Annotated in this window: 26 protein-coding genes and 1 riboswitch; of the genes, 13 read left to right on the forward strand and 13 right to left on the reverse strand. The window is 46.4% G+C overall.

The features are described 5' to 3' along the window. Positions 1-247 precede the first annotated feature (247 nt). Positions 248-1,159, forward strand: coding sequence for an aminoglycoside phosphotransferase family protein (locus M3630_RS27305; protein WP_251254180.1), 912 nt, complete (start codon positions 248-250; stop codon positions 1,157-1,159). 71 nt (positions 1,160-1,230) lie between these two features. Here M3630_RS27305 and M3630_RS27310 read toward each other — a convergent pair whose 3' ends face one another. The 6 genes from M3630_RS27310 to M3630_RS27335 all read right to left on the reverse strand — a co-directional run bounded on the left by M3630_RS27310 (position 1,231) and on the right by M3630_RS27335 (position 6,383). Next, positions 1,231-2,286: a TolC family protein gene (locus M3630_RS27310; protein ID WP_251254181.1), complete on the reverse strand. Its 1,056-nt coding sequence runs from the start codon at positions 2,284-2,286 to the stop codon at positions 1,231-1,233. A 213-nt stretch (positions 2,287-2,499) separates the two neighbouring features. Beyond that, positions 2,500-2,646, reverse strand: a complete 147-nt coding sequence (locus M3630_RS27315) for a hypothetical protein (protein ID WP_173609072.1) — start codon at positions 2,644-2,646, stop codon at positions 2,500-2,502. Next, positions 2,639-2,830, reverse strand: coding sequence for a hypothetical protein (locus tag M3630_RS27320; protein ID WP_173609071.1), 192 nt, complete (start codon positions 2,828-2,830; stop codon positions 2,639-2,641). Before M3630_RS27320 ends, M3630_RS27315 begins: the two co-directional genes overlap by 8 nt. Before the next feature lie 136 nt (positions 2,831-2,966). Beyond that, positions 2,967-3,839, reverse strand: coding sequence for a hypothetical protein (locus tag M3630_RS27325; RefSeq protein ID WP_251254182.1), 873 nt, complete (start codon positions 3,837-3,839; stop codon positions 2,967-2,969). A gap of 218 nt (positions 3,840-4,057) precedes the next feature. Further along, on the reverse strand, positions 4,058-5,506 hold the full coding sequence (locus tag M3630_RS27330) for an amino acid permease (RefSeq protein WP_251254183.1): 1,449 nt from the start codon (positions 5,504-5,506) through the stop codon (positions 4,058-4,060). A 112-nt stretch (positions 5,507-5,618) separates the two neighbouring features. Further along, positions 5,619-5,804: riboswitch (Lysine riboswitch) on the reverse strand. Between the two features lie 84 nt (positions 5,805-5,888). Continuing rightward, on the reverse strand, positions 5,889-6,383 hold the full coding sequence (locus M3630_RS27335) for a DinB family protein (RefSeq protein ID WP_251254184.1): 495 nt from the start codon (positions 6,381-6,383) through the stop codon (positions 5,889-5,891). Between the two features lie 168 nt (positions 6,384-6,551). On the opposite strand from M3630_RS27335, the gene M3630_RS27340 reads away from it, so the two are divergent. Then, positions 6,552-7,109, forward strand: coding sequence for a CGNR zinc finger domain-containing protein (locus M3630_RS27340; protein ID WP_221867456.1), 558 nt, complete (start codon positions 6,552-6,554; stop codon positions 7,107-7,109). Positions 7,110-7,141: 32 nt separating this feature from the next. Here M3630_RS27340 and M3630_RS27345 read toward each other — a convergent pair whose 3' ends face one another. Continuing rightward, positions 7,142-7,942: an inositol monophosphatase family protein gene (locus tag M3630_RS27345; RefSeq protein ID WP_251254185.1), complete on the reverse strand. Its 801-nt coding sequence runs from the start codon at positions 7,940-7,942 to the stop codon at positions 7,142-7,144. A gap of 252 nt (positions 7,943-8,194) precedes the next feature. Here M3630_RS27345 and M3630_RS27350 point away from each other — a divergent pair, with 252 nt between their 5' ends. Then, a complete protein-coding gene (locus M3630_RS27350; protein ID WP_251254186.1) occupies positions 8,195-8,947 on the forward strand; it encodes an alpha/beta fold hydrolase in 753 nt (250 codons plus the stop codon). Here M3630_RS27350 and M3630_RS27355 read toward each other — a convergent pair. The 3 genes from M3630_RS27355 to M3630_RS27365 form a co-directional block, all read right to left on the reverse strand. Next, on the reverse strand, positions 8,925-9,323 hold the full coding sequence (locus M3630_RS27355; protein ID WP_106841359.1) for a hypothetical protein: 399 nt from the start codon (positions 9,321-9,323) through the stop codon (positions 8,925-8,927). The two genes, M3630_RS27350 and M3630_RS27355, sit on opposite strands and share 23 nt — an antisense overlap. 35 nt (positions 9,324-9,358) lie before the next feature. Beyond that, positions 9,359-9,883, reverse strand: a complete 525-nt coding sequence (locus M3630_RS27360; protein ID WP_173609064.1) for an ImmA/IrrE family metallo-endopeptidase — start codon at positions 9,881-9,883, stop codon at positions 9,359-9,361. 72 nt (positions 9,884-9,955) lie between these two features. After that, the gene (locus M3630_RS27365) at positions 9,956-10,402 is read right to left on the reverse strand and encodes a helix-turn-helix domain-containing protein (RefSeq protein ID WP_173609063.1); all 447 of its coding nucleotides are present in this window, start codon (positions 10,400-10,402) and stop codon (positions 9,956-9,958) included. Between the two features lie 180 nt (positions 10,403-10,582). Here M3630_RS27365 and M3630_RS27370 point away from each other — a divergent pair, with 180 nt between their 5' ends. The 7 genes from M3630_RS27370 (at position 10,583) to M3630_RS27400 (ending at position 15,726) form a co-directional block, all read left to right on the forward strand. Then, positions 10,583-10,777 carry a BhlA/UviB family holin-like peptide gene (locus M3630_RS27370; RefSeq protein ID WP_012684855.1) on the forward strand — a complete coding sequence of 65 codons (195 nt, stop codon included), beginning with the start codon at positions 10,583-10,585 and terminating at the stop codon, positions 10,775-10,777. Positions 10,778-11,019: 242 nt separating this feature from the next. Continuing rightward, positions 11,020-11,562, forward strand: a complete 543-nt coding sequence (locus M3630_RS27375; protein WP_251254187.1) for a phosphotransferase — start codon at positions 11,020-11,022, stop codon at positions 11,560-11,562. Next, positions 11,495-11,887: a phosphotransferase gene (locus M3630_RS31265; protein WP_353057268.1), complete on the forward strand. Its 393-nt coding sequence runs from the start codon at positions 11,495-11,497 to the stop codon at positions 11,885-11,887. The genes M3630_RS27375 and M3630_RS31265 overlap by 68 nt, the downstream gene beginning before the upstream one ends. Positions 11,888-11,981: 94 nt before the next feature. Further along, the gene (locus tag M3630_RS27385; protein ID WP_251254189.1) at positions 11,982-12,914 is read left to right on the forward strand and encodes a hypothetical protein; all 933 of its coding nucleotides are present in this window, start codon (positions 11,982-11,984) and stop codon (positions 12,912-12,914) included. A 190-nt stretch (positions 12,915-13,104) separates the two neighbouring features. Next, positions 13,105-14,271: a dicarboxylate/amino acid:cation symporter gene (locus M3630_RS27390; protein WP_251254190.1), complete on the forward strand. Its 1,167-nt coding sequence runs from the start codon at positions 13,105-13,107 to the stop codon at positions 14,269-14,271. 189 nt (positions 14,272-14,460) lie between these two features. Continuing rightward, the gene (locus M3630_RS27395; RefSeq protein WP_232773585.1) at positions 14,461-14,850 is read left to right on the forward strand and encodes a hypothetical protein; all 390 of its coding nucleotides are present in this window, start codon (positions 14,461-14,463) and stop codon (positions 14,848-14,850) included. 414 nt (positions 14,851-15,264) lie between these two features. Next, the gene (locus M3630_RS27400) at positions 15,265-15,726 is read left to right on the forward strand and encodes a hypothetical protein (protein ID WP_173609058.1); all 462 of its coding nucleotides are present in this window, start codon (positions 15,265-15,267) and stop codon (positions 15,724-15,726) included. A gap of 97 nt (positions 15,727-15,823) precedes the next feature. On the opposite strand, the gene M3630_RS27405 is transcribed toward M3630_RS27400, so the two are convergent. Further along, positions 15,824-16,261, reverse strand: a complete 438-nt coding sequence (locus M3630_RS27405; protein WP_237900111.1) for a Dps family protein — start codon at positions 16,259-16,261, stop codon at positions 15,824-15,826. Between the two features lie 87 nt (positions 16,262-16,348). Between M3630_RS27405 and mobA the strand changes: the two genes are divergently transcribed. Further along, positions 16,349-16,981, forward strand: a complete 633-nt coding sequence (gene mobA / locus M3630_RS27410) for a molybdenum cofactor guanylyltransferase (protein ID WP_251254191.1) — start codon at positions 16,349-16,351, stop codon at positions 16,979-16,981. Between the two features lie 96 nt (positions 16,982-17,077). On the opposite strand, the gene M3630_RS27415 is transcribed toward mobA, so the two are convergent. Together M3630_RS27415 and fdhD are read right to left on the reverse strand one after the other, a co-directional pair. Continuing rightward, complete coding sequence (locus M3630_RS27415) at positions 17,078-17,533, reverse strand: hypothetical protein (protein WP_251254192.1); 456 nt, start codon at positions 17,531-17,533, stop codon at positions 17,078-17,080. A 150-nt stretch (positions 17,534-17,683) separates the two neighbouring features. Further along, positions 17,684-18,481, reverse strand: a complete 798-nt coding sequence (gene fdhD / locus M3630_RS27420) for a formate dehydrogenase accessory sulfurtransferase FdhD (RefSeq protein WP_173609054.1) — start codon at positions 18,479-18,481, stop codon at positions 17,684-17,686. Positions 18,482-18,884: 403 nt separating this feature from the next. On the opposite strand from fdhD, the gene M3630_RS27425 reads away from it, so the two are divergent. Together M3630_RS27425 and M3630_RS27430 are read left to right on the forward strand one after the other, a co-directional pair. Beyond that, positions 18,885-20,159 carry an L-lactate MFS transporter gene (locus M3630_RS27425; protein WP_285862619.1) on the forward strand — a complete coding sequence of 425 codons (1,275 nt, stop codon included), beginning with the start codon at positions 18,885-18,887 and terminating at the stop codon, positions 20,157-20,159. Positions 20,160-20,212: 53 nt separating this feature from the next. Continuing rightward, positions 20,213-20,578, forward strand: coding sequence for a Na-translocating system protein MpsC family protein (locus M3630_RS27430; RefSeq protein WP_012684864.1), 366 nt, complete (start codon positions 20,213-20,215; stop codon positions 20,576-20,578). Positions 20,579-20,706 lie beyond the last annotated feature (128 nt).

Raw genomic sequence — 20,706 nt, forward strand, 5'->3', positions numbered from 1 at the left:
GCAGTCTACCACGCCCGCCTCTCCATATAAAGCAACAAGAAAAAAGAAAAAACGGGGCCGTCATGCTATTGACAGTCCTCGTTCATATCAGTGAAGCTGAAATTCCCCGCCATTTTTTCCGAAGCTGGGATGGGCTCCAGAGGCGCTTGACTGGAAATGCGCTTCTTCTTACGCAGCTGTGGTAAGGGAACACCTTGAAAGCTAATGCAAGAGGATGTTCTGCAAGTAGTTCGAGGAGGAGATCCTAATGATTTCACTGCCAACCCAATTTACCGAAACAATTATGGGGGTACATAAAGAAGCGGGGCGTCTCTGGCTGGATTCCTTTGATGAACTACTTGCCGATTGCGAAGCACGGTGGTCTCTAAAGGTGCTTGCGCAATTTCCACTCTCCTATAACTTTGTCGCACCAGTTGTGTTGAAGGATGGAACAAACGCAGTACTGAAGCTGGGAGTGCCTGGCGTGGAATGGCAAAGAGAGCTGGCAGCGATTCGGGGTTTTGCAGGGCGGGGAATGGTGCAGCTTCTCGATGCTGACGAGGAAAAAGGGATGATGCTTTTGGAGCGCATCGTGCCAGGAGAGACACTGGACAAGCTGAGTAGCGAAGACGAGCGAATTCAATGCTTGGCGACGTTAATCAAAAGAATGCATACACCCATTTCAAGGGTTAGCAAGCTTGCGTCGAGGTTCCCGACGATAGCAGACTGGGCTGTGGGACTGGAACAGATTCGCCCCCATTTCCAAGGGGGGACAGGACTGATTCCTGAGCAAATGGTGGAGCAGGCCATGCAATGGTACAAAAAGCTTCTCCCCACACAAAAAGAACCGTGCTTGCTGCATGGTGATCTTCATCATGAAAATATTTTGCGTGCAGAAAGAGAGCCGTGGTTGGCAATTGATCCGAAAGGACTGATTGGGGAGACGGAATACGAGGTGATTCCGTTTTTGCTGAACCATTTGCCAGAGGATGGGCTAGAAGAGGTAATGAAACAGCGGGTCGATGGGCTGACGAAGGCGCTGTCCTTGCAAAAAGAGAGAGTGTTAGCATGGGCGTATTGCCACAGTGTGCTGTCAGCTTGGTGGTTCATAGAGGATTTTGGTGCAGACGGTGGTCGTTTAGTGATGCCGAGAGTTTTTGAGAGGCTGTTAAATGAGTAAAGGCTTCACCCTGTGGGATGAAGCCTTCTTTATTTTAAATGAATAAACGAGATCTTTCGTGATACGAAATATTAATAGCCAGTTGACTGATTCAACGTGGCAGCAGCGAGATTGTATTGATAAACCGATTCGATTGCTTTTGTTTCAGAGTCAAACAGGTTTGCTTCGTCTTCCATCAATTCTTTCATCGATGCTTTCCCTAATCTATATTGATCGATTGTTGCCTGATAGCGCTCCAATGCGGTTTCTTTCTTTGTTGTACTTTCCTCTAATGCCTTTTTCGCTGCGAGTAGCTTCGTATAGTTGTCACTTACCTCTTGACCGATTTTCTTCTGTGTTTTTTGTTTTTGCAGTTCTGCTTTTTTGTGCTCATTTTTTGCGATTGTACCTTTATGTGTGCTGAGCGCGGAATACTCTGCCGTGTAATCAATTCTTACTTGGGCAAAGTCTATTTCTGCTTGTGCCTTGATCATCTCAGGACGTTTTTCAAAAGCTTTTGCTTGCCATTGCTCCAAGGAAAGCAGCTCGCCGTGAGTCAGATCAGTGGAGATCATTTTCCATTGTCTGTCTGCTTTTTCGTTCAATAAATCGTTGAGCTTGGCCAATGTTTGTTTGTAGCTGGCTTCAAGGGCAGCGAGATTTTTGTGAGCTTCTGTTTCTTGGGAGTCCAACCAGTACTGTCTTTGCAAGCTTTTCTTTTGCGCTTTGATTTTGGCCTCTAATGATTGGACCTCGAAGAATGCTTTTTGCACTTGCAATTGAACGGTGTTTTTTTGCGTATTCAGGGCGACTTCATCGACAACCACTTCTTTGACCGCTTTGGCAGCGTCTTCGAATTTCTTTTTGGCATCAGCCAGAGTCATGATGTCAGCTTTTTTGATTTCTTCTTTTTCTCTCAGTGTAATGGAGGTTTCGTACTTCGTAATATCTAATTCAAGCCGAAGCAGCTCCAGATCGACGCTGTTCTTTATTGCCTGTTCGACTGCGAAATCTAGCGACAAAGGGGAAACATCCGTCTGTTCAGCAGTGGCCACAAGTGGAGCAGCCAGAGCCGAATGGGCGCCACCTGTGAGGAGAGAAGTGACTAATGTTGTGCTGTAAATGTGTTTGAAGAGCCTGGATTTCATGGGGCAACCTCCTGATCATATATAAAAGAATTTGATAACGATTCTCATTATCAAATCCATGAAAAGTATATATTTCCAACTGAAATTCGTCAATAAAAAAATGTTTTTCACTATGTTCTTGGTCGAAATCAAAAGGAATCCCCTTCCGGAAAAGGCAAAAGGAGTATCTGCCTGTTTCCCAGAAGGGGATTTGCTTTTCTAATGGGAAAAGAACTATTCTTTGTCCCTGTTTTCTTTGTTTTCCGCAGCCGACTTGGCAGTTTGGTTCAATGTCCCTTCCTTTGGTGTAAGGGAATAACCATGCATATTGCTTCCGTTATAACCCATGTCAGGCTTTTCTTTTGAGATACGATCAGTCATTTGCTTCCCCCTTATTTTGTCCAGTGGGTGTAGAGTCTTGCTGCACATACGGATTGTCGATGTCATTTGGTTCCTTGTCCAGATTGGTACGGATCGCGAGGATTGGACTAGTTGGAGGTTGAGCGATCAGTCTGTCATCCAATTGTTTGAAATCAGGCAGGTCGTTTTCGCGATTGTCATCCATGTTCGTCTCCTCCTTTACGGGTTAGTATGTCCACCATCTGCCTGTCAATTTCCTTAAATGGAAAAGGAAACGGCACAAAAAAAACAGCCCCAGTCCCAGAGAAGCTCGGGCGGAGGCTGTAGATCATCTTGTGCAGTTAACTCGTTTTCTTGGACAGGATCTTCATAAAAGAGGCAAGATTCGTTTGAAGCAATGGTGTAAAGGAAGAAAAGGAAGCATTTTCAGCGAGCGTATTCATTTGACGAACAAATTCCGTGGTGTCCTTTGTATTTACATTCTCAAAACGGTTAGCGATTTTTGTATTTTTTAAATCAGAGAGAAGTGTAGCTTTTTCGTTCCGGTATTGTGCAATCCAGTCTGGACGATGTTGCAGCTTTTTGACGAATTGAATCAGCATGCTTACTTTCTCTGTTTGATTGGTGGTAGCCGCTTGCATTTTTTTGTAGGCTTCCGGGTCATACCGCTCCATCAGCTTGGATGGATTGACATAGTCGTTCGGCGCCCCATGTGGTTTTTGCGGAAGCTCTACGTAGCTGACACTGCCAGTCGCAGGGTCAACTTTTCGTGTTTTGGCAACGCCAGCGAGCAGATGGAGGGTATCCAAAAATTCAGCAGCATTTTTTTCATCAGCCATGTATTGGTCTGCCAAATATTTGCCTTGGGTTAATCCGACCTCTACCAAAGCAGCTCTTTCTTCATCGGTGTAGGTGGATTGGGAGTTGAAAAAATTACGTTCGAGGATCTGATCAAAGGCCTTGCGAGCTTCAGGTGGTTTATCTGCGAAAATTTTATCCAAGCGCTCGTTAATCTCTGTGCTAAAGAAAAATTGGACGCTGTGATGTTCGATGGCATCAGCAGGGAGCTCGCGTGCTTTGTGAGAACGAAGATCTACTGTATCGTGCTCGGGCAATCTGGGCAATTCTAAACGAGTTCCTGTCACCATTTTGGGTGCAAGTTGGTTAGTGGATAGCTGGGGGGGTAGGTAGCGGTTATTCGATTGGATGTGCATGTTCTACTCTCCTCACATGGATTCAAGTTCAGTCGTGAAGGCAGGAGATCATGGTTACCTTTTATCAGATGACTAGTATGAGTTGCGAGAACGGAAGGAAACGGATCTCTATTGCTTCTTTTCTATACTATCGGCTCTTTTCGGGCAATTATTAATATACTGTTTAGCATGAAAAAGGACTCCCGTTCAGATAACGGAAGTCCGTATTTTTTCTGCGATTATTTCGTGTATTCATCCATGCTGAAGTCAACTTGTTCAAGAGGGACGAGCTTTGTCTTTTGCGTGACTTTATAAGCGAGCCAAATGATTAAGAACAGAGGCAAACCAATGTAAGAGACCGCGACGCCATACCAGTCGATCGTTCCACCCAAGAATGCGGAGTAATTTTGCCCCAAAATAACGATACAGCAAATGATGAAGGCAAAAATCGGTCCAAACGGGAACCACTTTGCCCGATAAGGCAATTCGCTTAAGTCACGGCCCTGAGCGATAAACGCTTTGCGGAAACGGTAGTGACTAATGGCAATTCCCAGCCAAGCGATGAAGCCTGACATACCAGACGCATTCAAAAGCCATACGTACACTTCGCCTTCCCCAAACAGAGAGGACAGAAAAGCAAGGGCGCCGATGAGCGCAGTCAAGATCAAGGCATTGATAGGTACGCCATTACTTGTTACTTTTGCGAACCATTTTGGTGCTTTTCCTTCCTTCGCCAAGTTCCACAGCATGCGTGTAGAGGCGTACATGCCAGAGTTACCAGCAGACAATACAGACGTGAGAATAACGGCATTCATGACGGATGCTGCAAAAGCAAATCCGGCATTTTCAAATACAATCGTAAACGGACTGATCGCAATATCCGTCAGGTCGCCACTGATCAGATTTGGATTATCGTATGGAACCAACAACCCGATGATCAAAATAGCGAGGATGTAGAAGAGCAGGATGCGCCAAAAAATTTGACGGATGGCCTTCGGAATGTTGCGGGCAGGGTCTTCGCTCTCTCCAGCTGCGACACCAACCAGCTCCGTCCCTTGGAAAGAGAATCCGGCAATCATAAAGACACCGAGCAGGGCCATGAAGCCGCCATTGAATGGCGCGTCGCCTTTGGTGAAGTTTTGGAAGCCAACTGCTTGACCACCCATAATGCCAAAAATCATCAACACACCGACAATAATAAAGATGATAACCGTTACTACTTTAATCAAGGCAAACCAATATTCAGATTCTCCATAGGCTTTCACAGACAGGAGATTCAAGGCGAACAGCAATCCGAGGAACAAAGCGCTCCACACTATCGCTGGGGTATCTGGGAACCAATATTTCATAATAAGTGCGGAAGCTGACAGCTCGACGGCAATGGTAATGGCCCAGTTGTACCAGTAGTTCCAACCGAGAGCAAAGCCGAGAGATGGATCGACGAACCGTGTGGCATACGTCGAAAATGAACCGGAAACAGGCATGAAGGCCGCCATTTCCCCCAAGCTGGTCATTAAAAAGTAAACCATGATACTAATAGCGAGATAGGCGACTAACGCTCCACCTGGTCCGGCAGAGTGAATCGAGCCCCCGCTCGCGAGAAACAATCCCGTCCCAATCGACCCGCCAATGGCGATCATCGTCAGGTGTCGGGCTTTTAAACCACGTTGCAATTGATTTTGTGACATAAGCTGCTTGCACGACCTTTCTTGATTTTTGAGAAGGAAGGTCGGAAATTAAAAAACCGCCATAGCCAAAAAATGGCATAGGGCGGTATCATCCAATCCCCACCAAGCCTTCACTGAAGATAGCTCACCACGTTTGCTTGGCGTGCAAACGTGACAGTTCTGCCCCTTTCGAGTACAGCCCCAACCCAATCGCACAGAGACGCGATATGGGCTTCGGCGGATTTTCCTTACCTGGAGTCATTGATTTTCTCTGAATCTCGTACAGGATGATATAAAAGCCGCGACCTCTATCCTCACCGTGAAAGATGAGGATAACATGTATGAAATTATGTGATTCATCAAATATAAAGGATTGTTCGGGATTAATCAATGTGAAATTTTGTTATTCAAATGAGCGTCTGGCAGGCCAAGAGCCTTGCAGCTTGCGAATTTGGACAATTTGTCCCGTATGAAACGCATCATGCAAGACAAGACTCATGACGTTTTGGTAAATCGGTGTATAGGTAGCCTTCTCGTTTAGCTCTTCATCCGTCAGCAAGGAAAGCTGTTCATGAATGTTGCGATGGACGCTTTCCATTCGCAAAAGGGTAGCTTGCCAAGCGTCTTCGTCATCAGGACCGCCGGATGGGGTGAAGGTATCATCGTTCGTCTCGGCAGAGCCATGAAATTCGGTGTCCAAAAGACGATGCAACAGACGTTCTTTGTAATAAAGAAGATGACTGACGTTTTCCCAGATTGTGTTAGCTGCTTCTCCTACAGGGCGCCAGCTAGCCTCCGCTGCTGATACTCCGGAAAGCACTTCTTTTAAGGGGGGATACCAGTCTTCCTTCTCATACGCACATTCCCATCCGTGCAAAAGCAATTCCTTCCGATTCATACGCTTCCTCCTCGTCTGTGAAACAGATTGATGAAACGCTATAATAACAGTAAGAAACGAGTGTGTAACCAGTTAATTTAATTATGGTGGTTACAAATAGAGATTACCATATCCTGTATGGTCATACAAGAGAGAAAAATGAAGGGTTTCGTCAGGAGAGATGATGCCATGGACTGGCTTTGTATCGATTTTTTAAATAGTGATTGGAGGGATTGGCGCGGTTCTGGTCGTTGGGAAAATCGTCTGGAGAACCAGGAATGGCTGTCATCCTTTTTGCAAACATACAAGCTAACCGCTCCGCTACCTATGGATGAGGAGTATGCTGTGTCTCTTTTGCAGTTGCGCGAACGTTTGAGACGTATGCTGGAAACCGTTGTGCATGGGGACCGATTCCAAGAGGAGGACCTTGTGGAATTGAACAAAGTATTGGCCCTCGCCCCATTTCATAGGCAGGTGTTGTTTGTAGAGGAGGAGGGCGGCTACAGGCAAAAGCAATCCAGCTCAACAGAGGGCTGGCCGCTTGTCATGACACAAATTGCTGCTTCTTTCGCGGAGTTGCTTGCCCCACAGCATCTTGAGCGAATCAAAATATGTGACAACGAGGATTGCCGCTGGGTGTTTTATGATGAAAGCCGCAACCGGGTGCGCCGCTGGTGTGATGACAAAATGTGCGGAAACTTGATGAAGGTCCGCCGTTTTCGTGAACGGAAAAAGGAAAAAGGGTGAAGCGCTAAAGCTCACCCTTTTTATCTGTTCATTTATGAAGCTGGGGTCAATTGGACCAGCTTAGGGTAGATGGACGAACCTGCTGCTACGATGCCTGAGCTTTTCCAGCAAAAATCGTTTCCTTGCGTATCCGTAATTTTGCCTCCGGCTTCCTGGACCAAAAGTGCACCAGCCAGCCAATCATACACCCCTTCACCGTATTCCCAGTAACCGTCGAGTCGCCCGCATGCCACATAGGCCAGATGGAGTGATACCGCGCCTTGCATGCGGATGGCAAAAGCCTCTGGCATCACTCTTGTCAAGGAATTTGCTGTATACTTACCGACCAAGTGGTTCATTGGCTCGGAGGAAGCAAAGAGTGTACCTAAAATGCACTCACTCAGCTGCGATTTGGCTGAGGTACTGATTTTTTGTCCGTTTAGAAAAGCTCCACCCCCGTCAATTGCTGTAAACAGTTCATCACGGCATGGATCATAGACAAAAGAAACAACCGTGCGTCCTCCGTCAATCAGGCAGAGGGAAGTAGCCCACATCGGCATACTTTGCAGAAAATGAACTGCTCCATCGATTGCATCCATCACCCAGTAAGGACTTGCGAATTCAGGCTGTTCCTGTGCAGCCAGATCGAATTCCGCGTCAGAGAATTCATAGGTGGGAAAACGCTCGGATAATGATTGCTTCAATCGAGCTTCAACCACGGCATTTACCTCTTCAAAGCGTTTAGCCATTGCTTCCTTGCTGTGGCAGGGCGCGCCATTTTCAAATTCCACTAGCAGCTCCTTTCCAACACTTCTTACCAGTTCCTCGCAAAATTGTACATCCTGTAAATTCATAACAATTCTCATCCCTTCTCTTTTTGGTAAAAATCGAGTAGTTTCCATACTTTTCAGCAAGTTCAGGACCAAAATCAGTCTCAGTCTCGATATGCTGCACGAGAAATTAAGTAGTATGTTTGAATACTACTATGAAAAGATTAGTTCGTCAACACCACGAAAATGTCGAGATTCACAAGTTATGCACATGTGCAGAGTGTTTGAGACATAATAAGTAGCATCATACGTGGGAACGGAAATGAGGTGGGTAGGATGAGTCAAGCACGCAAAAAATGGTTTCAGGCACTGGTATTGGTGACACTAGGGGCGATTTGTCTGGCTATATGGTATTTGCAGCCATATCAGCCCGATCAGGCAGCGTTAACGGCCATGCAAGGCGGTGAAGGGATTACGGTCATGGATACGAATGACTGGATTATCTTCCAAGGCGGGGAATCACGCGAACCGGGACTCATCTTATATCCGGGAGCACTGGTCAAACCGGAGAGCTATGCTCCGATTGCCCGTGCCTTGGCAGGCTACGGCTACCATGTTTTTCTCGCGCGAATGCCGCTGAATTTGGCCGTAAGCGATATGACGCGAGCGACACAAGTATTGAAGGCCTACCCAAATAAAACGTTTGTCATCGGAGGACATTCGCTCGGTGGTACCATGGCAGCTGAATTCGCAGCTAACCATCCGGACCGAATCAACGGTGTGTTTTTACTGGGAGCGTATCCGAACAGTCAGGGGAACTTGAAGAAGGTGAATTTGCCGGTGCTGTCTTTACTCGGATCTCGCGATGGAGTGATTAATATGGAAAAGTTTTTGGAGAGCAAGCAATATTTGCCGGAGCGTACGGTGTACATGTCCATAGAAGGGGGAAACCACTCTCAGTTCGGAAGCTATGGATCGCAGGAGGGCGACAAGCCCGCTGCCATTACTCCTCAGGAGCAGTGGCAGCAAACGGTGGCAGCAATCAAGGATTGGCTGCTTAATGATGTCATGATGATGAACGTGGAATAATACCGGATACAACACCTGTAATGCGAATGTTTTCCGAGGGGAGCAGCATAGGCGTATCTTGCTCGCGTGTGGTTGTAAACAAACATTCCAATGGATTGACGTCTGCTGCGATGCGCACAAGGAACTGCCCCTCTTGTCGGATCAACACAGGTCTGTCTTTTACGGGCTCCATCGAAAAGTCTGAGATCAATAGGGCGTCTCCAGGAAAAATACCGAGACCACTAAGACCGTCATCTCGCATGATGAGGGCAAAGCGGGCCACGTGATAGCTGGCTACCTGCAAAGAGGGCAACAGCGACAGCTCCTCGTCTTGGTCCAAGGCGAGATCAAAAAAATGAGTCGTGTATGCATCACCGGCAATAAAGACTCGTTTCATCAGGTATCCCTCCTGCATAAAAATAGCGTCATAATTTACCCATAGACGGGAAAACCTTTGGCATACATACGGCTAAGTATGCGCTCAAAACGGGCACGGGCAAGAGGCATCGGCACCTGAAAGCGCTGAGCCAACATCGCCGGTGCGTTGTATCGCGAGCAATCGGCCAAAAGGGGGCTCATCATGTAAATGGGTAGCAGCAAATGCTCGGCAAAATGATTCGCCTGCGATTCTTGCCAGTCAATCATCCATTCGCTGCTCTGGGGCTGAATGCCTTCATGAAGGAGCAAATGTCCGAGTTCGTGCGCGATTTTTACCCGCTGGGTAGCCAGATCAAGTCGCTCGTCCACTGCAATGATATAACGTCCTGGCGAAAACGGATGCGCGTGTGCACGACTCCTGCCGCAAATACGATGGACCTCGATGCCGTACGTCTCGCACAGCAGATGCAGATCGATTTGTTCAGGCGAATCGATGCCGTGATGCTGAAGCAATAAGTACACGCGACTCTCGAGCCATGTTTGCGGTTCGCAGATTTCTTGCAAAAGGGAGTGAAGCATCAAGGACCTCCTAAATGAATGGTAAGGAACGTACGTTCTGTTTTTTGCTGAAAAGAAAAACCCGCACTGGGGTTATTTTTTTTTGATGTCTTCCGTGATGTCAAACAAGGACGGAGGTCTTTCTTCGCGTACTCTACGGACTTTCCACTGTTTCTTCAAGTCGTACCAGTAGCGGCGAATTTCTTTTTTCTCCTCTTCTGAAGCGTCTAGGTACCCGTCTAGGAAATAGTAGTCGTCCGGGTCATCGATCTTTTCCTGCAAGAGCTCGTCCAACGAACGTTGATTTGTCTCTCCTGATGCGGGGAGAATATAGGCCGTGACTTCATCTGTGCGGCCCAACAACCAATCGGTCGTGACGTCCAGCACATCAGCCAATTGCCGCAGCATGTCATTCGGTGGTGTGCTGTGGTTGTTCTCGTAGTTACTGATCGTCCCCTTGGTCGTGCAGACATGCTCTGCCAACTCTTCCTGGGTCAGACCTTTTGTCTTACGAGCTGTGCGTAAGCGCTGAGATAGCATGAGCGTGCCAGTCCTTCCTGTGAGGATGTACAAATTTATTGTACTAAATGAGAAGGAAAAAGAAAAGTATGGATATAAATTTTGTTTTCAACGAATTATGTACAAGCCTTTTGTACAAAATACAGATAAGGACGATGCGGGAACACTCGTTCTGTACAGTGACAAAAGGGGAGATCAAACATGGAAGACCAAGTAACAACCGTATTACTTCAGCAAGGGCCATTTGCTGCTTTGTTTGTCTGGTTGTTGTTTTATATTATGAAGGCAAATCGAGAACGCGAGGGGCGTTTGCAGGACTTGCTGGACAAATACAGCGACAAATACGATTTGATCCTCGAGGAATTGCGAGAGATCAAGGGAAAAGTGAGGAAATAACGCTTTTTGACTTTATGTTGCCCAATTCCTTGAACAGCTTATTCATGAAAGGGGACAAATCGTTGTAACCTGTGTCAGACCTTGATCGGCCTTTTGCCCTTCCAGGTCTTTTTTTCTTGCTGTGTCCTTTTCCCCATTCACACGTCGTCTACTCAACCATCTGTGAAAAAGCATTACAGAAAGTACTTCAGGAAGCATATCCAACCGAACAAATACAATCGGTTCACTACATGCTTCGAGGCATGAACGATACGTACCTCGTGCAGACGATCGATCAAAAACGAATTTTCAGGCTGTATCGCAGTGATTGGCGAACAGAGGAAGCAGCTGTCGCGTTCGAGATGGAGCTCTTGCTCTATTTGAAAAGACAAGGAGTATCTGTATCTGTGCCAATTGCGGACGGTTCAGGAAACCATGTCTTGAGACTGCAAGCAGCAGAGGGCAATCGCTTTGGTGCGTTGTTCACTTTTGCCTGTGGCAAGGAGCAGGAGATCGATACCGAGGAATTGAGCGAACGATTCGGCAGAGCCGTTGCCGAGCTGCATGTCAAATCAGAAGGCTTTTTCACACAGCAAGCTCGCGAGGTTTGGGACGCCAAGGCGCTGATTCATCGCCCGTTAGCCATTATCGAGACACGTTTGCAGCATCGGAAGGAAGATTTTCAATTTCTCCAAAAGCTGGCGATGGAGCTGGAAGACAAGCTGAACGAGCATATCCTTGCCGGACTCGACTGGGGGATTTGCCACGGAGACCTTCAAGGGAATTTTAATCACGAACTTTTGTGAGGACAACGCTTATACTCACTTTGATTTCGACCTGTGCGGATATGGCTGGCGGGCGTATGATCTGGCTGCTTTCAAGCTGAGCCGAATATTGATCGAAGAAGATGACGAACTGGTCGAGGCGTTATGGAGTGCTTTTCTAAAAGGATATACTGAGGTTCGTCCCTTATCTGAAAACGATCAGGCTGCGGTGTCGCTTATGACAGTCATTCGCCAATTGTGGCTAATGGGGCTGTGCATGCATGATCCTCATATCATGGGTAGCAGTGATTCGGATGATGCTTTCGTGAGTGAGAAGATGGAATTTTTTAAAAAATATTTCGCGTGAACGAGAAGCGTTTTGCAAAGCGTTGTCAGAAAAACATGCGCCCCGAAGTCAATGATAGGTAAGTCATACATTGACGAGAAAGAGGGAGAAAAGCATGTTACCGTACATCGGAAGTGGCCCATACTGCTACGCAAATTCTTCAGCTATGCTTTTGGAGACAATTGGGGAGAAGGTATCGCCTGCTGTACTTGAAGTCCTCTCTGGCGTAGGCATCGGGGCGATGTGGCATGAGGAGCAGAAAGTCATTTATTTCGGTCAAGAGATTCCCGACCGTGGTGTCAGTCATGCGTTGGAGCTGCTAGGGTTTAGCTGGACGGAAAAGTCAGCGGATGCTGAGGGAGAGCCACCATTGGAGGAATTACGGCGTGACGTGGAACATGGACCCGTTTTGCTCGGACCACTTGATATGGGCTATTTGACGTATAATCCCAATGCTGCTTATTTGGGGGGCGCAGACCATTTTGTTCTTGCATACAGGATGGATGAGCAAGCAATCTACCTGCATGATCCGGCAGGATTCCCTTTTGTGAGCTTGCCATTGTCCCAGTTTGTCTTGGCATGGAAAGCTGAAAAAATCTTCGATCGCCTCTTTTCTTATCACTACTGGACAGCACCAAAGCGTGTAGGCAGTCCGTCAGAGGAGGAACAAGCTGCAAACGCCCTTCGTTTATTCCAAGGGATTTATCAGGAATGTGCATCGGCTAAACCAAGCACTTCGGTCCTATACGGAAAGGAAGCGATCCTGCGGATAGTGAAACGGATAGAAGAGGAGGGCGGCCTCTCCCCAGCAGAAATTGGTCATCTCTCCTATTTTGCTTTCCAATTAGGGGCGAGGCGAGCCATGGATTTCGCTGTGTTTTTCTCGAAGCATGCGCCAGAGCTGGCGGCAATTAAAGAGAGGCAGGCGAAGCAATTTGGACGTTGTCACACACTGATCGTGGAAAAGAATGAGCAAGAGCTAGCGAATGCCATGCGCGTATTGGCAGACATCGAAGAGGAATTTCGCCACGTGCTTTGCGCCAAATAATATTGTTCCCCCAAGTGAGTAAGTAATGCTCATTGGGGGTTTTCTTTAATTTGAATATTATTACTTTTTTATGACTCATGACAATCTCATCCCGGATGTGTTACCTTGTTATTCATTAGTCCGCGTTAAGGAGACAAAGTCCATTCCACGTGGACGTTATTTATTAAAAATTAACGGAGGTTTACTATTAATGAAAAAGCTAGGTTTACTACCCAAAATCCTGATCGCCATTGTCCTCGGGATCGGGATCGGTTCTATATCGCCGATTTGGGTTGTGAAAGGATTGGCTACATTTAGTGGCCTGTTTGGAAATTTCCTCGGATTTGCGATTCCGTTGATTATCATTGGATTTATCGCGCCAGGCATCGGTGAGCTGGGCAAAGGGGCAGGGCGTTTGCTTGGGGTAACCACAGGGGTTGCTTACCTGTCAACGATCCTTGCAGGAACGCTTGCTTATTGGGTCAGTACGAGTATTTTTCCACACATTCTTGAGGTAGGTGGACTGGTGAATCAGTATGCCAACCCGGAGGAAGCACTGGTGAAGCCATTCTTTACCGTGGACATGCCGCCGATTGTAGGTGTGATGACAGCATTACTGCTTGCCTTTACCCTTGGTCTTGGAGCGACTGTCATCAAAGGGAATGCCCTCCAAAATGTGATGGTAGACTTGAGAGATATCGTCGAGAAGCTGATTGCTTCCGTCATTATCCCGTTGCTTCCCTTACATATTCTGTCTGTATTTTCCAACCTGACCTATGGTGGACAAGTCACCATCATTCTATCCGTCTTCGTGAAAGTTTTCGTCATGATTATCGCCTTGCATCTATTCTATCTGTTCGTGCAGTACATGATAGCAGCCCAGATGGGACGCAAAAATCCATTTACGCTGATAAAAAATATGCTCCCCGCTTACTTCACAGCGATTGGAACGCAATCATCTGCGGCCACTATTCCTGTAACACTGAAGCAGACCAAGAAAAACGGTGTGAGCGAAAAGATCGCAGATTTCGTCGTTCCACTCTGTGCGACAATCCATCTTTCCGGAAGCACGATTACGCTTGTCAGCTGTTCCATGGCAGTCATGATGCTAAATGACATGACGACATCCTTTAGCGTGATGTTTCCGTTCATTTTGATGCTGGGCGTAACGATGATCGCCGCACCAGGTGTGCCGGGTGGTGCAGTCATGGCAGCACTCGGATTGATGGAGTCCATGCTTGGATTTACTACTACGTTGACTTCGCTGATGATTGCTTTGTACATCGCGCAGGATAGCTTCGGTACTGCTTGTAACGTAACGGGTGATGGTGCGATTGCGGTGATTACGGATCGATTGAGTGAGGAGAAGGCGGCATAAAATTGCTGTTATTGGGAACGAGAACCTGTCCAGATGTGGATGGGTCTTTTTTGTAGATAAAGGCATGAGAAATTATCATTATCAAATTTTTACTAAAAACGACAATATTATTCAAGAAATATTATATTTTGACAATTGATGGAATTGGTGTTATATTTCTCTTAACCCAAAATATAGGAGGTTATTTTCGTGAAAAAAGTCCTACTAGCATTGACTCTAGTATTTGCTGTATCGTCTTCTGCATTTGCTGCAAGTTCGGAAACAGAGCCTAACAATACCTTTGAAACGGCTGATTCCTTTACAATAAACACAAGCATTTCAGGAACTACTGATTTCGATGACCGAGATTATTTTGTTTTTCAAGCAAACAAGACTGGGAAAGTTCGCGTTACCCTGACACATACGAATGACAAAGGGGCCCCAGCATTCCAAGTATATGAACAAGACCGCACTAAGATTGGAACGTCTGACTACAGCACTCCGATGGAGATCAATGTAGTTGCAGGTAAAAATTACTATGTGCAAGTATTGGGAATAATCGGTTACCCATCCTATACTGTATCCGCTGAAAATCTGTAATCAAGGATTGTCTAAAAAATAGATAACTCAGTTGCAGAACAGCTTCGGTACGGCTTAAGACATATGCGACTTGTGATTACGGATCGATTGAGGAAGACAGCTTGATAATCTACAGAAGGAACCTGTCCAATTGTGGATGGGTTTTTTTCTGTAAATAATAGGACAAATAACTTTCGCAAATTATCGCTCATATCGGCGGTGCTGATCCGGAAGCGAGATTGACGATCATTAAGATGCACCGTGTAATCGTTAAAGGAATTACTGTTGAAGCTCGGAAACGTTCGTGTGGAGTGTAATTTGCACGTGTGGATGGAGCGGGGCCAAATTCCCCCGTTTCCAACTAGTTCGAATTATATTATCATTGGATATAATTCCATCATTCTACTTTTTGCGAAAAGGGGAATACATAACGCAATGTTTAACGAACGGAAAGCGTTACAAATGACATTGCAGGCCATGCTAGAGCAGCGTATGGCACTGCGTCGACATTACGTCGATCAGGACAAGCAGTTGGGAGCTGACATCAAGCAGCTTTTGAGCCGCATTCGCGAGTTGGATAACGAAGCCGGGATCGGAGACGAAGAGAGCCCTGACGATGTAACTTTGGCAACAGAGGAATTTTCGGATGATTTGATGAAGCGAATGAAGGTGAGAAAGGCGCACATTCGTCATGATTATGTGGAAGTTGCGAAGCACATCGAAAACCTGTTACGGGAAGCGATGTCTCCAATGTCATTGGCTGATCTCTGCTCCGTGTTGAAAGCACGGCACCAGGTAGAGTTTGCGAGTCCCTACATTGGTGTACAGAAGTCATTAAAGTATTTGCCCCAAGTAAAAGTAGAAAAGGACGGGCGGAAACTGATTTTTTCACTCTAGGCAATCAGGGTGAGAGAGGCAGTTTCACGGGAGGCAAGACCCAAAAAAGGCGATGTGTCTATGCACAATCGCCTTTTGGTGTCTATGATTGTCTTGCTTATTGCAAGAAGGATTTGAGCATCCAAATGTGTTTTTCCAGGCTGCTGCGGATTCCCAACAGCATATCGGCTGTCCCTTCATCGTCCGCTTGATCAGCTGTTTCCATAGCCAGCTTCAACTCGTCTACAAGAATGGAGAAGTCTCTCGTGATCGTTTCTACCATTTGCTCAGCTGTTTCGTCTCCCTCTGCTTCGGTGATGCTTGCAGTGTTCAGACATGCAGCCAGAGTCGCTACAGGCTTTCCACCGATGGAGAGGACGCGTTCAGCAAGGGTATCGAGATTTGCTGCTGCTTCGTTGTACAATTCCTCAAATTTTGCGTGGAGTGTAAAGAAGTGAGGTCCTTTTACATTCCAGTGAAAATTGTGTAGTTTCGTATAGAGGACTGTCCAGTTCGCCACTTGTTTATTGAGAACGCTGTAGAGTGTGTTTTCCATCGAGAATCTCTCCTTGTTTATAATTATTATTTATTTAAACTTATTATAAACTAATAAGAATTATTGTCAACACCCAGGAGGAAATTTATGTCGCAGCTGCGTATCGGTGCGGTTATTTTAGCAGGCGGAAAAAGCAGCAGAATGGGCTCTCCAAAGCAAAAATTACCATGGAGGGACGGAACCTTTTTAACAGAGTTGGTAAAGGAGGTACAAGCGATTGGCTTGTCTTGTTTCATTGTAGCGAACGATTTTTCGGGCACTCAAGTGACACAAAAGGAACAAATTGATGAACAGCCCGTCACAATAACTCCTGATCTGGTACCATCCTGCGGTCCTGTCAGTGGGTTGGTTACTGCTTTTCGCGTAAGTACCGAGGATGCTTTGCTGGTGTTGTCCTGCGACCTACCTTTTATGGATCGTGTACAAATAGCGAAATTCATTGAATTTGCCAGGGAGAGGGACGAGTGGGATGTGATTGTTGCCCAATCAGAAGGCCGAACCCATCCATTATGTGCTGTGTACCATCGGAGAACGCAGAGTAATTGGGAGCAGGCTCTTTTGAATGGACAGCGAAGATTAATGCGAACTTTAGATGAACTGCGAGTGGTGCCCTTGCCTGATGAATGCTTGGACCCTTGGGCTGTATTTAATGTCAACACACCTGAAGAGTACGAGCAGGCAAAACTTGAAGAAAAACGCAGAAAGACAGGACATGCTTGAGACGTGTCCTGTTTTTTGTTTGGAAAAAAGGGGCTTTTCATAAAGGGCTATCATACAAGCGTTTCTCGGGACAAACCGTATGAATAGTAGTGATGGCTAACGAAAGGAGGGAGCGCAATGACAAGAAAGTGCAAAAAACAAGGCAAACACCACGGTCACCACTGTTGTTGCAAAAAACCCGACAAATACGACCACCACTGTTGCGGCAAAAAAACCGAAAAGAATTACGACCACCACTGCTGTTGCAAAAAAACCGACAAATATTACGATCACCACTGCTGCTGCAAAAAACGTGACAAGTATTACGGTCACCACTGCTGTTGCAAGAAACACGACGATTATTACGAGCCACAATGCTGCTGCAAAAAGCATGAACATTGCCACGATCACTGCTGTTACTGCAATGACCATGATTGCAAAGGCACTGAAAAACATGACCACCACTGTTGCAAGAAGCAAGACATAGATGATGAAGACGAAGAAGAGGACGACGACGAAGACAAAGATGAAGAAGATGATGAGGACGAAGACGAAGACGACCACTGCAAGCATAAAAAGAAACAATGCTGCTGCAAATAAAAAATTCCCACGTTGAAAGAACAAAAGCCCGAGATGCTAACTCGGGCTTTGAGATTACCAGATGAAATAACATAGAAAAGCGGGAAGGCTCTAAGCTTGTCCCGCTTTTGATTGATTCCTTCTTTAAGGCAGAAGAATTCTTTCGGCTTGTGTATACACGTTCATTTTGTCATTGCGGATAAATCCGACTGCGGTGAGCTTCAGCTCATCTGCCAGTTGAAGGGCGAGATCAGTTGGAGCGGACTTGGACAAAATGATGCCAGCACCAATCTTGGCAGCCTTGAGCAGCACCTCAGACGAGATGCGTCCACTAAATACTAGAATTTTGTCCGTGGTGGAAATGTTATCTTGCAAGCATTTCCCATAGATTTTGTCGAGCGCATTGTGCCGCCCGATATCGGAGTACTGAAGCAAAACTTCATCCGGTGTACAGAGGGCTGCATTGTGGACACCACCTGTTTGGCGGTGAATCTCAGACGACGCTTGCAATTCCTTCATCAGGCGCATGCATTGGGCGGGGGTGACAGTTGTTGTGCTTTCAACAGGCTTTGCTGTGCGCGCATCGCTAAAAAAGTAAAAGGACTGTCTGCTTTTTCCGCAGCAGGAAGTAATTCTGCGTTTGGAGTAAAAGCTCTGGGACAAAATTGTTTCTTTATGCAAATCAACGTAAGCAAATCCTTGGGCCTCATTAATCGTAAGCTGCTTTATTTCCGAGTAGCTCTTGATGACGCCTTCGGCTGCGAGAAAACCGATGACCATCTCTTCCAGGTCGGCCGGAGTACATACGATTGTAGCGAATTCCTCATCATTGAGAAAAATCGTGAGGGGGTACTCGGTGACGATTTCGTCGTCTTCCCAGCCATGTTGGTCAGCCGAAATTTTTAACACGGGCAGTCGGGTGGTGATGGTTAGATCGGACATACGGGCCTCCTTTTTGTCGAAATTATGAAGTTTTCATGGCTATTTTGTGAGGAAAATATTGTCGAGTGAACGCTTACATGGTAGTATACTATGTGAGATGAAAAGTGTCATAAAATTTTCGTCTTTCCATGTATTCATAGCGTAAGGACAGATTGACACGGAGCAGCGACCCTGCCACCGATTATTTTGTAGCCTTGCAGCGAAAATTACATAGTGAACACAATGCTTGTTGATGCTGATGTAGCGTTCCTGCTGATGATTAACTGCTGTGTTTCATCGTAGTCCTCGTTTCCATTTGTGGAGACCTGGGTGAGTCGGTGAAATCGGCAGTTTTTCTTTTTTTCGAGAAGGCTGTTGATGGATCCACAGCATGCTCAAGACCATTGCAAAGGAGATGAATGATTTGGAACAAAAAGTGAAAAACCGCTGGCTTATCGCGTTGGCTGCGGTAGGCATCCACATCTCGATTGGGTCGGTATACGCCTGGAGTGTATTCACCAAGCCAATTACCGAGCAATTCGGCTGGGACTTGCCGGATGTTCAATTTACGTTTAGCATTGCGATCTTGTTCTTGGGGCTGTCTGCTGCCTTCCTCGGTCATTATGTCGAAAAGCACGGCCCGCGTAAAGCTGGTATTCTCGCATCGATCTTTTTTGGAGTAGGAACTGTCGGGGCTGGATTGGCGATTCAATTGAGCAGCTTGCCTCTGTTGTACGTATGTTATGGAGTGCTGGGCGGTATTGGACTTGGGGTAGGTTATATTACGCCAGTATCGACTCTGGTCAAATGGTTTCCGGATCGCCGCGGTTTAGCAACGGGTCTTGCCATTATGGGCTTTGGTTTTGCTTCCATGATTGCCAGTCCGATTATGAACGCTTTGATTGCAAATGTAGGAATCGCGAACACCTTTTATATTTTGGGCCTTATATATTTCGTTGTAATGTTGGCTTCTGCTCAATATTTGGCTCCACCTCCAAAAGGCTGGGTACCGGCTGGATTTTCCGCTGAGGGAACAGTTGGCAGCAAGCAAATCAAAAAAGATTTGTGCCAATTGACTGCCAACGAAGCGATCAAGACACGCCGTTTTTACTGGCTGTGGCTAATGCTGTTTATCAACGTGACATGTGGGATCGCTGTTATTTCGGTAGCATCGCCGATGGCGCAAGAAATGGTGGGGATGTCTGTCGGAACAGCAGCACTGATGGTAGGGCTAAACGGTTTATTCAACGGTGGTGGACGAATCGGCTGGGCGTCTCTGTCTGATTTCATTGGACGACCAAATACGTACACAGCTTTCTTTGCTATCCAAATGGTATTGTTCTTCTTGTTGCCGAATATGTCCAATCCGATCTTGTTCATGGTAGCGATGTTCATCATTATGACCTGTTACGGTGGTGGCTTTGCATCCATTCCGGCGTACATTGGTGACCTGTTTGGAACGAAGCAATTGGGCGCAATTCACGGTTATATTTTAACGGCATGGGCTGCTGCCGGCTTGGCAGGACCGATCTTTGCAGCATGGGTTCGCAAGACGACAGAAAGCTATACAGGAACCATGAGTGTTTTCGCAGGAATGTTCGTTGTCGCTCTGGTGATCTCGCTAGTAATCCGTCTGGATATCAAAAAACTGAAGGAAGAAGCCAAACAAAGAGAAAAGTCTGTTGAATTGGCTAGTTAATCAATGGTAAAGTTTAAATAGAGAATGATTTGAAGTAAAGGTGATTTTCCTCGATGAATAAGTTCGAAGCAGAATTCAGTAATTTGGTCAGGGCTTTCCGAAAGCGCCATATGGGAAAGGGACCTAGCAAGATCAGCACCACGTTCTGCAAGAACTGGGCGATCTGCGAGATGGAAGGCAACCTTTCTCCGGTGGAAAAGTTCATCGCCACTTCGGAAGACGGAAAGCAGACATTACGAGCTGCCCGAACCGAAATGGTCAAAGAGATCTATCGGAAACACCAGCCAGTTGACATGGAAGCGTTTCTTGGAGCAAAACTCGTTGATCTATTCGTCGATATTGACATCGAACGGGATTTTGGAATGTCGATCTTTGTTTTTGATCAAGACATCGAAAAGAAAATGAAAAACGAACCGTAAGTCTAAACGAAGCAGCGTCCCTGTTCACCGGCTTAGACGTAACGGAATTCGCGAAAAGCAAACACGAAGTTGAGACTAGGTAGCGAACCTGCCGTAGACAACCACCGTGAACACGCTCTTTTCCTATA

The organism is Brevibacillus sp. MER 51, from assembly GCF_023714195.1.
GTDB lineage: Bacteria > Bacillota > Bacilli > Brevibacillales > Brevibacillaceae > Brevibacillus.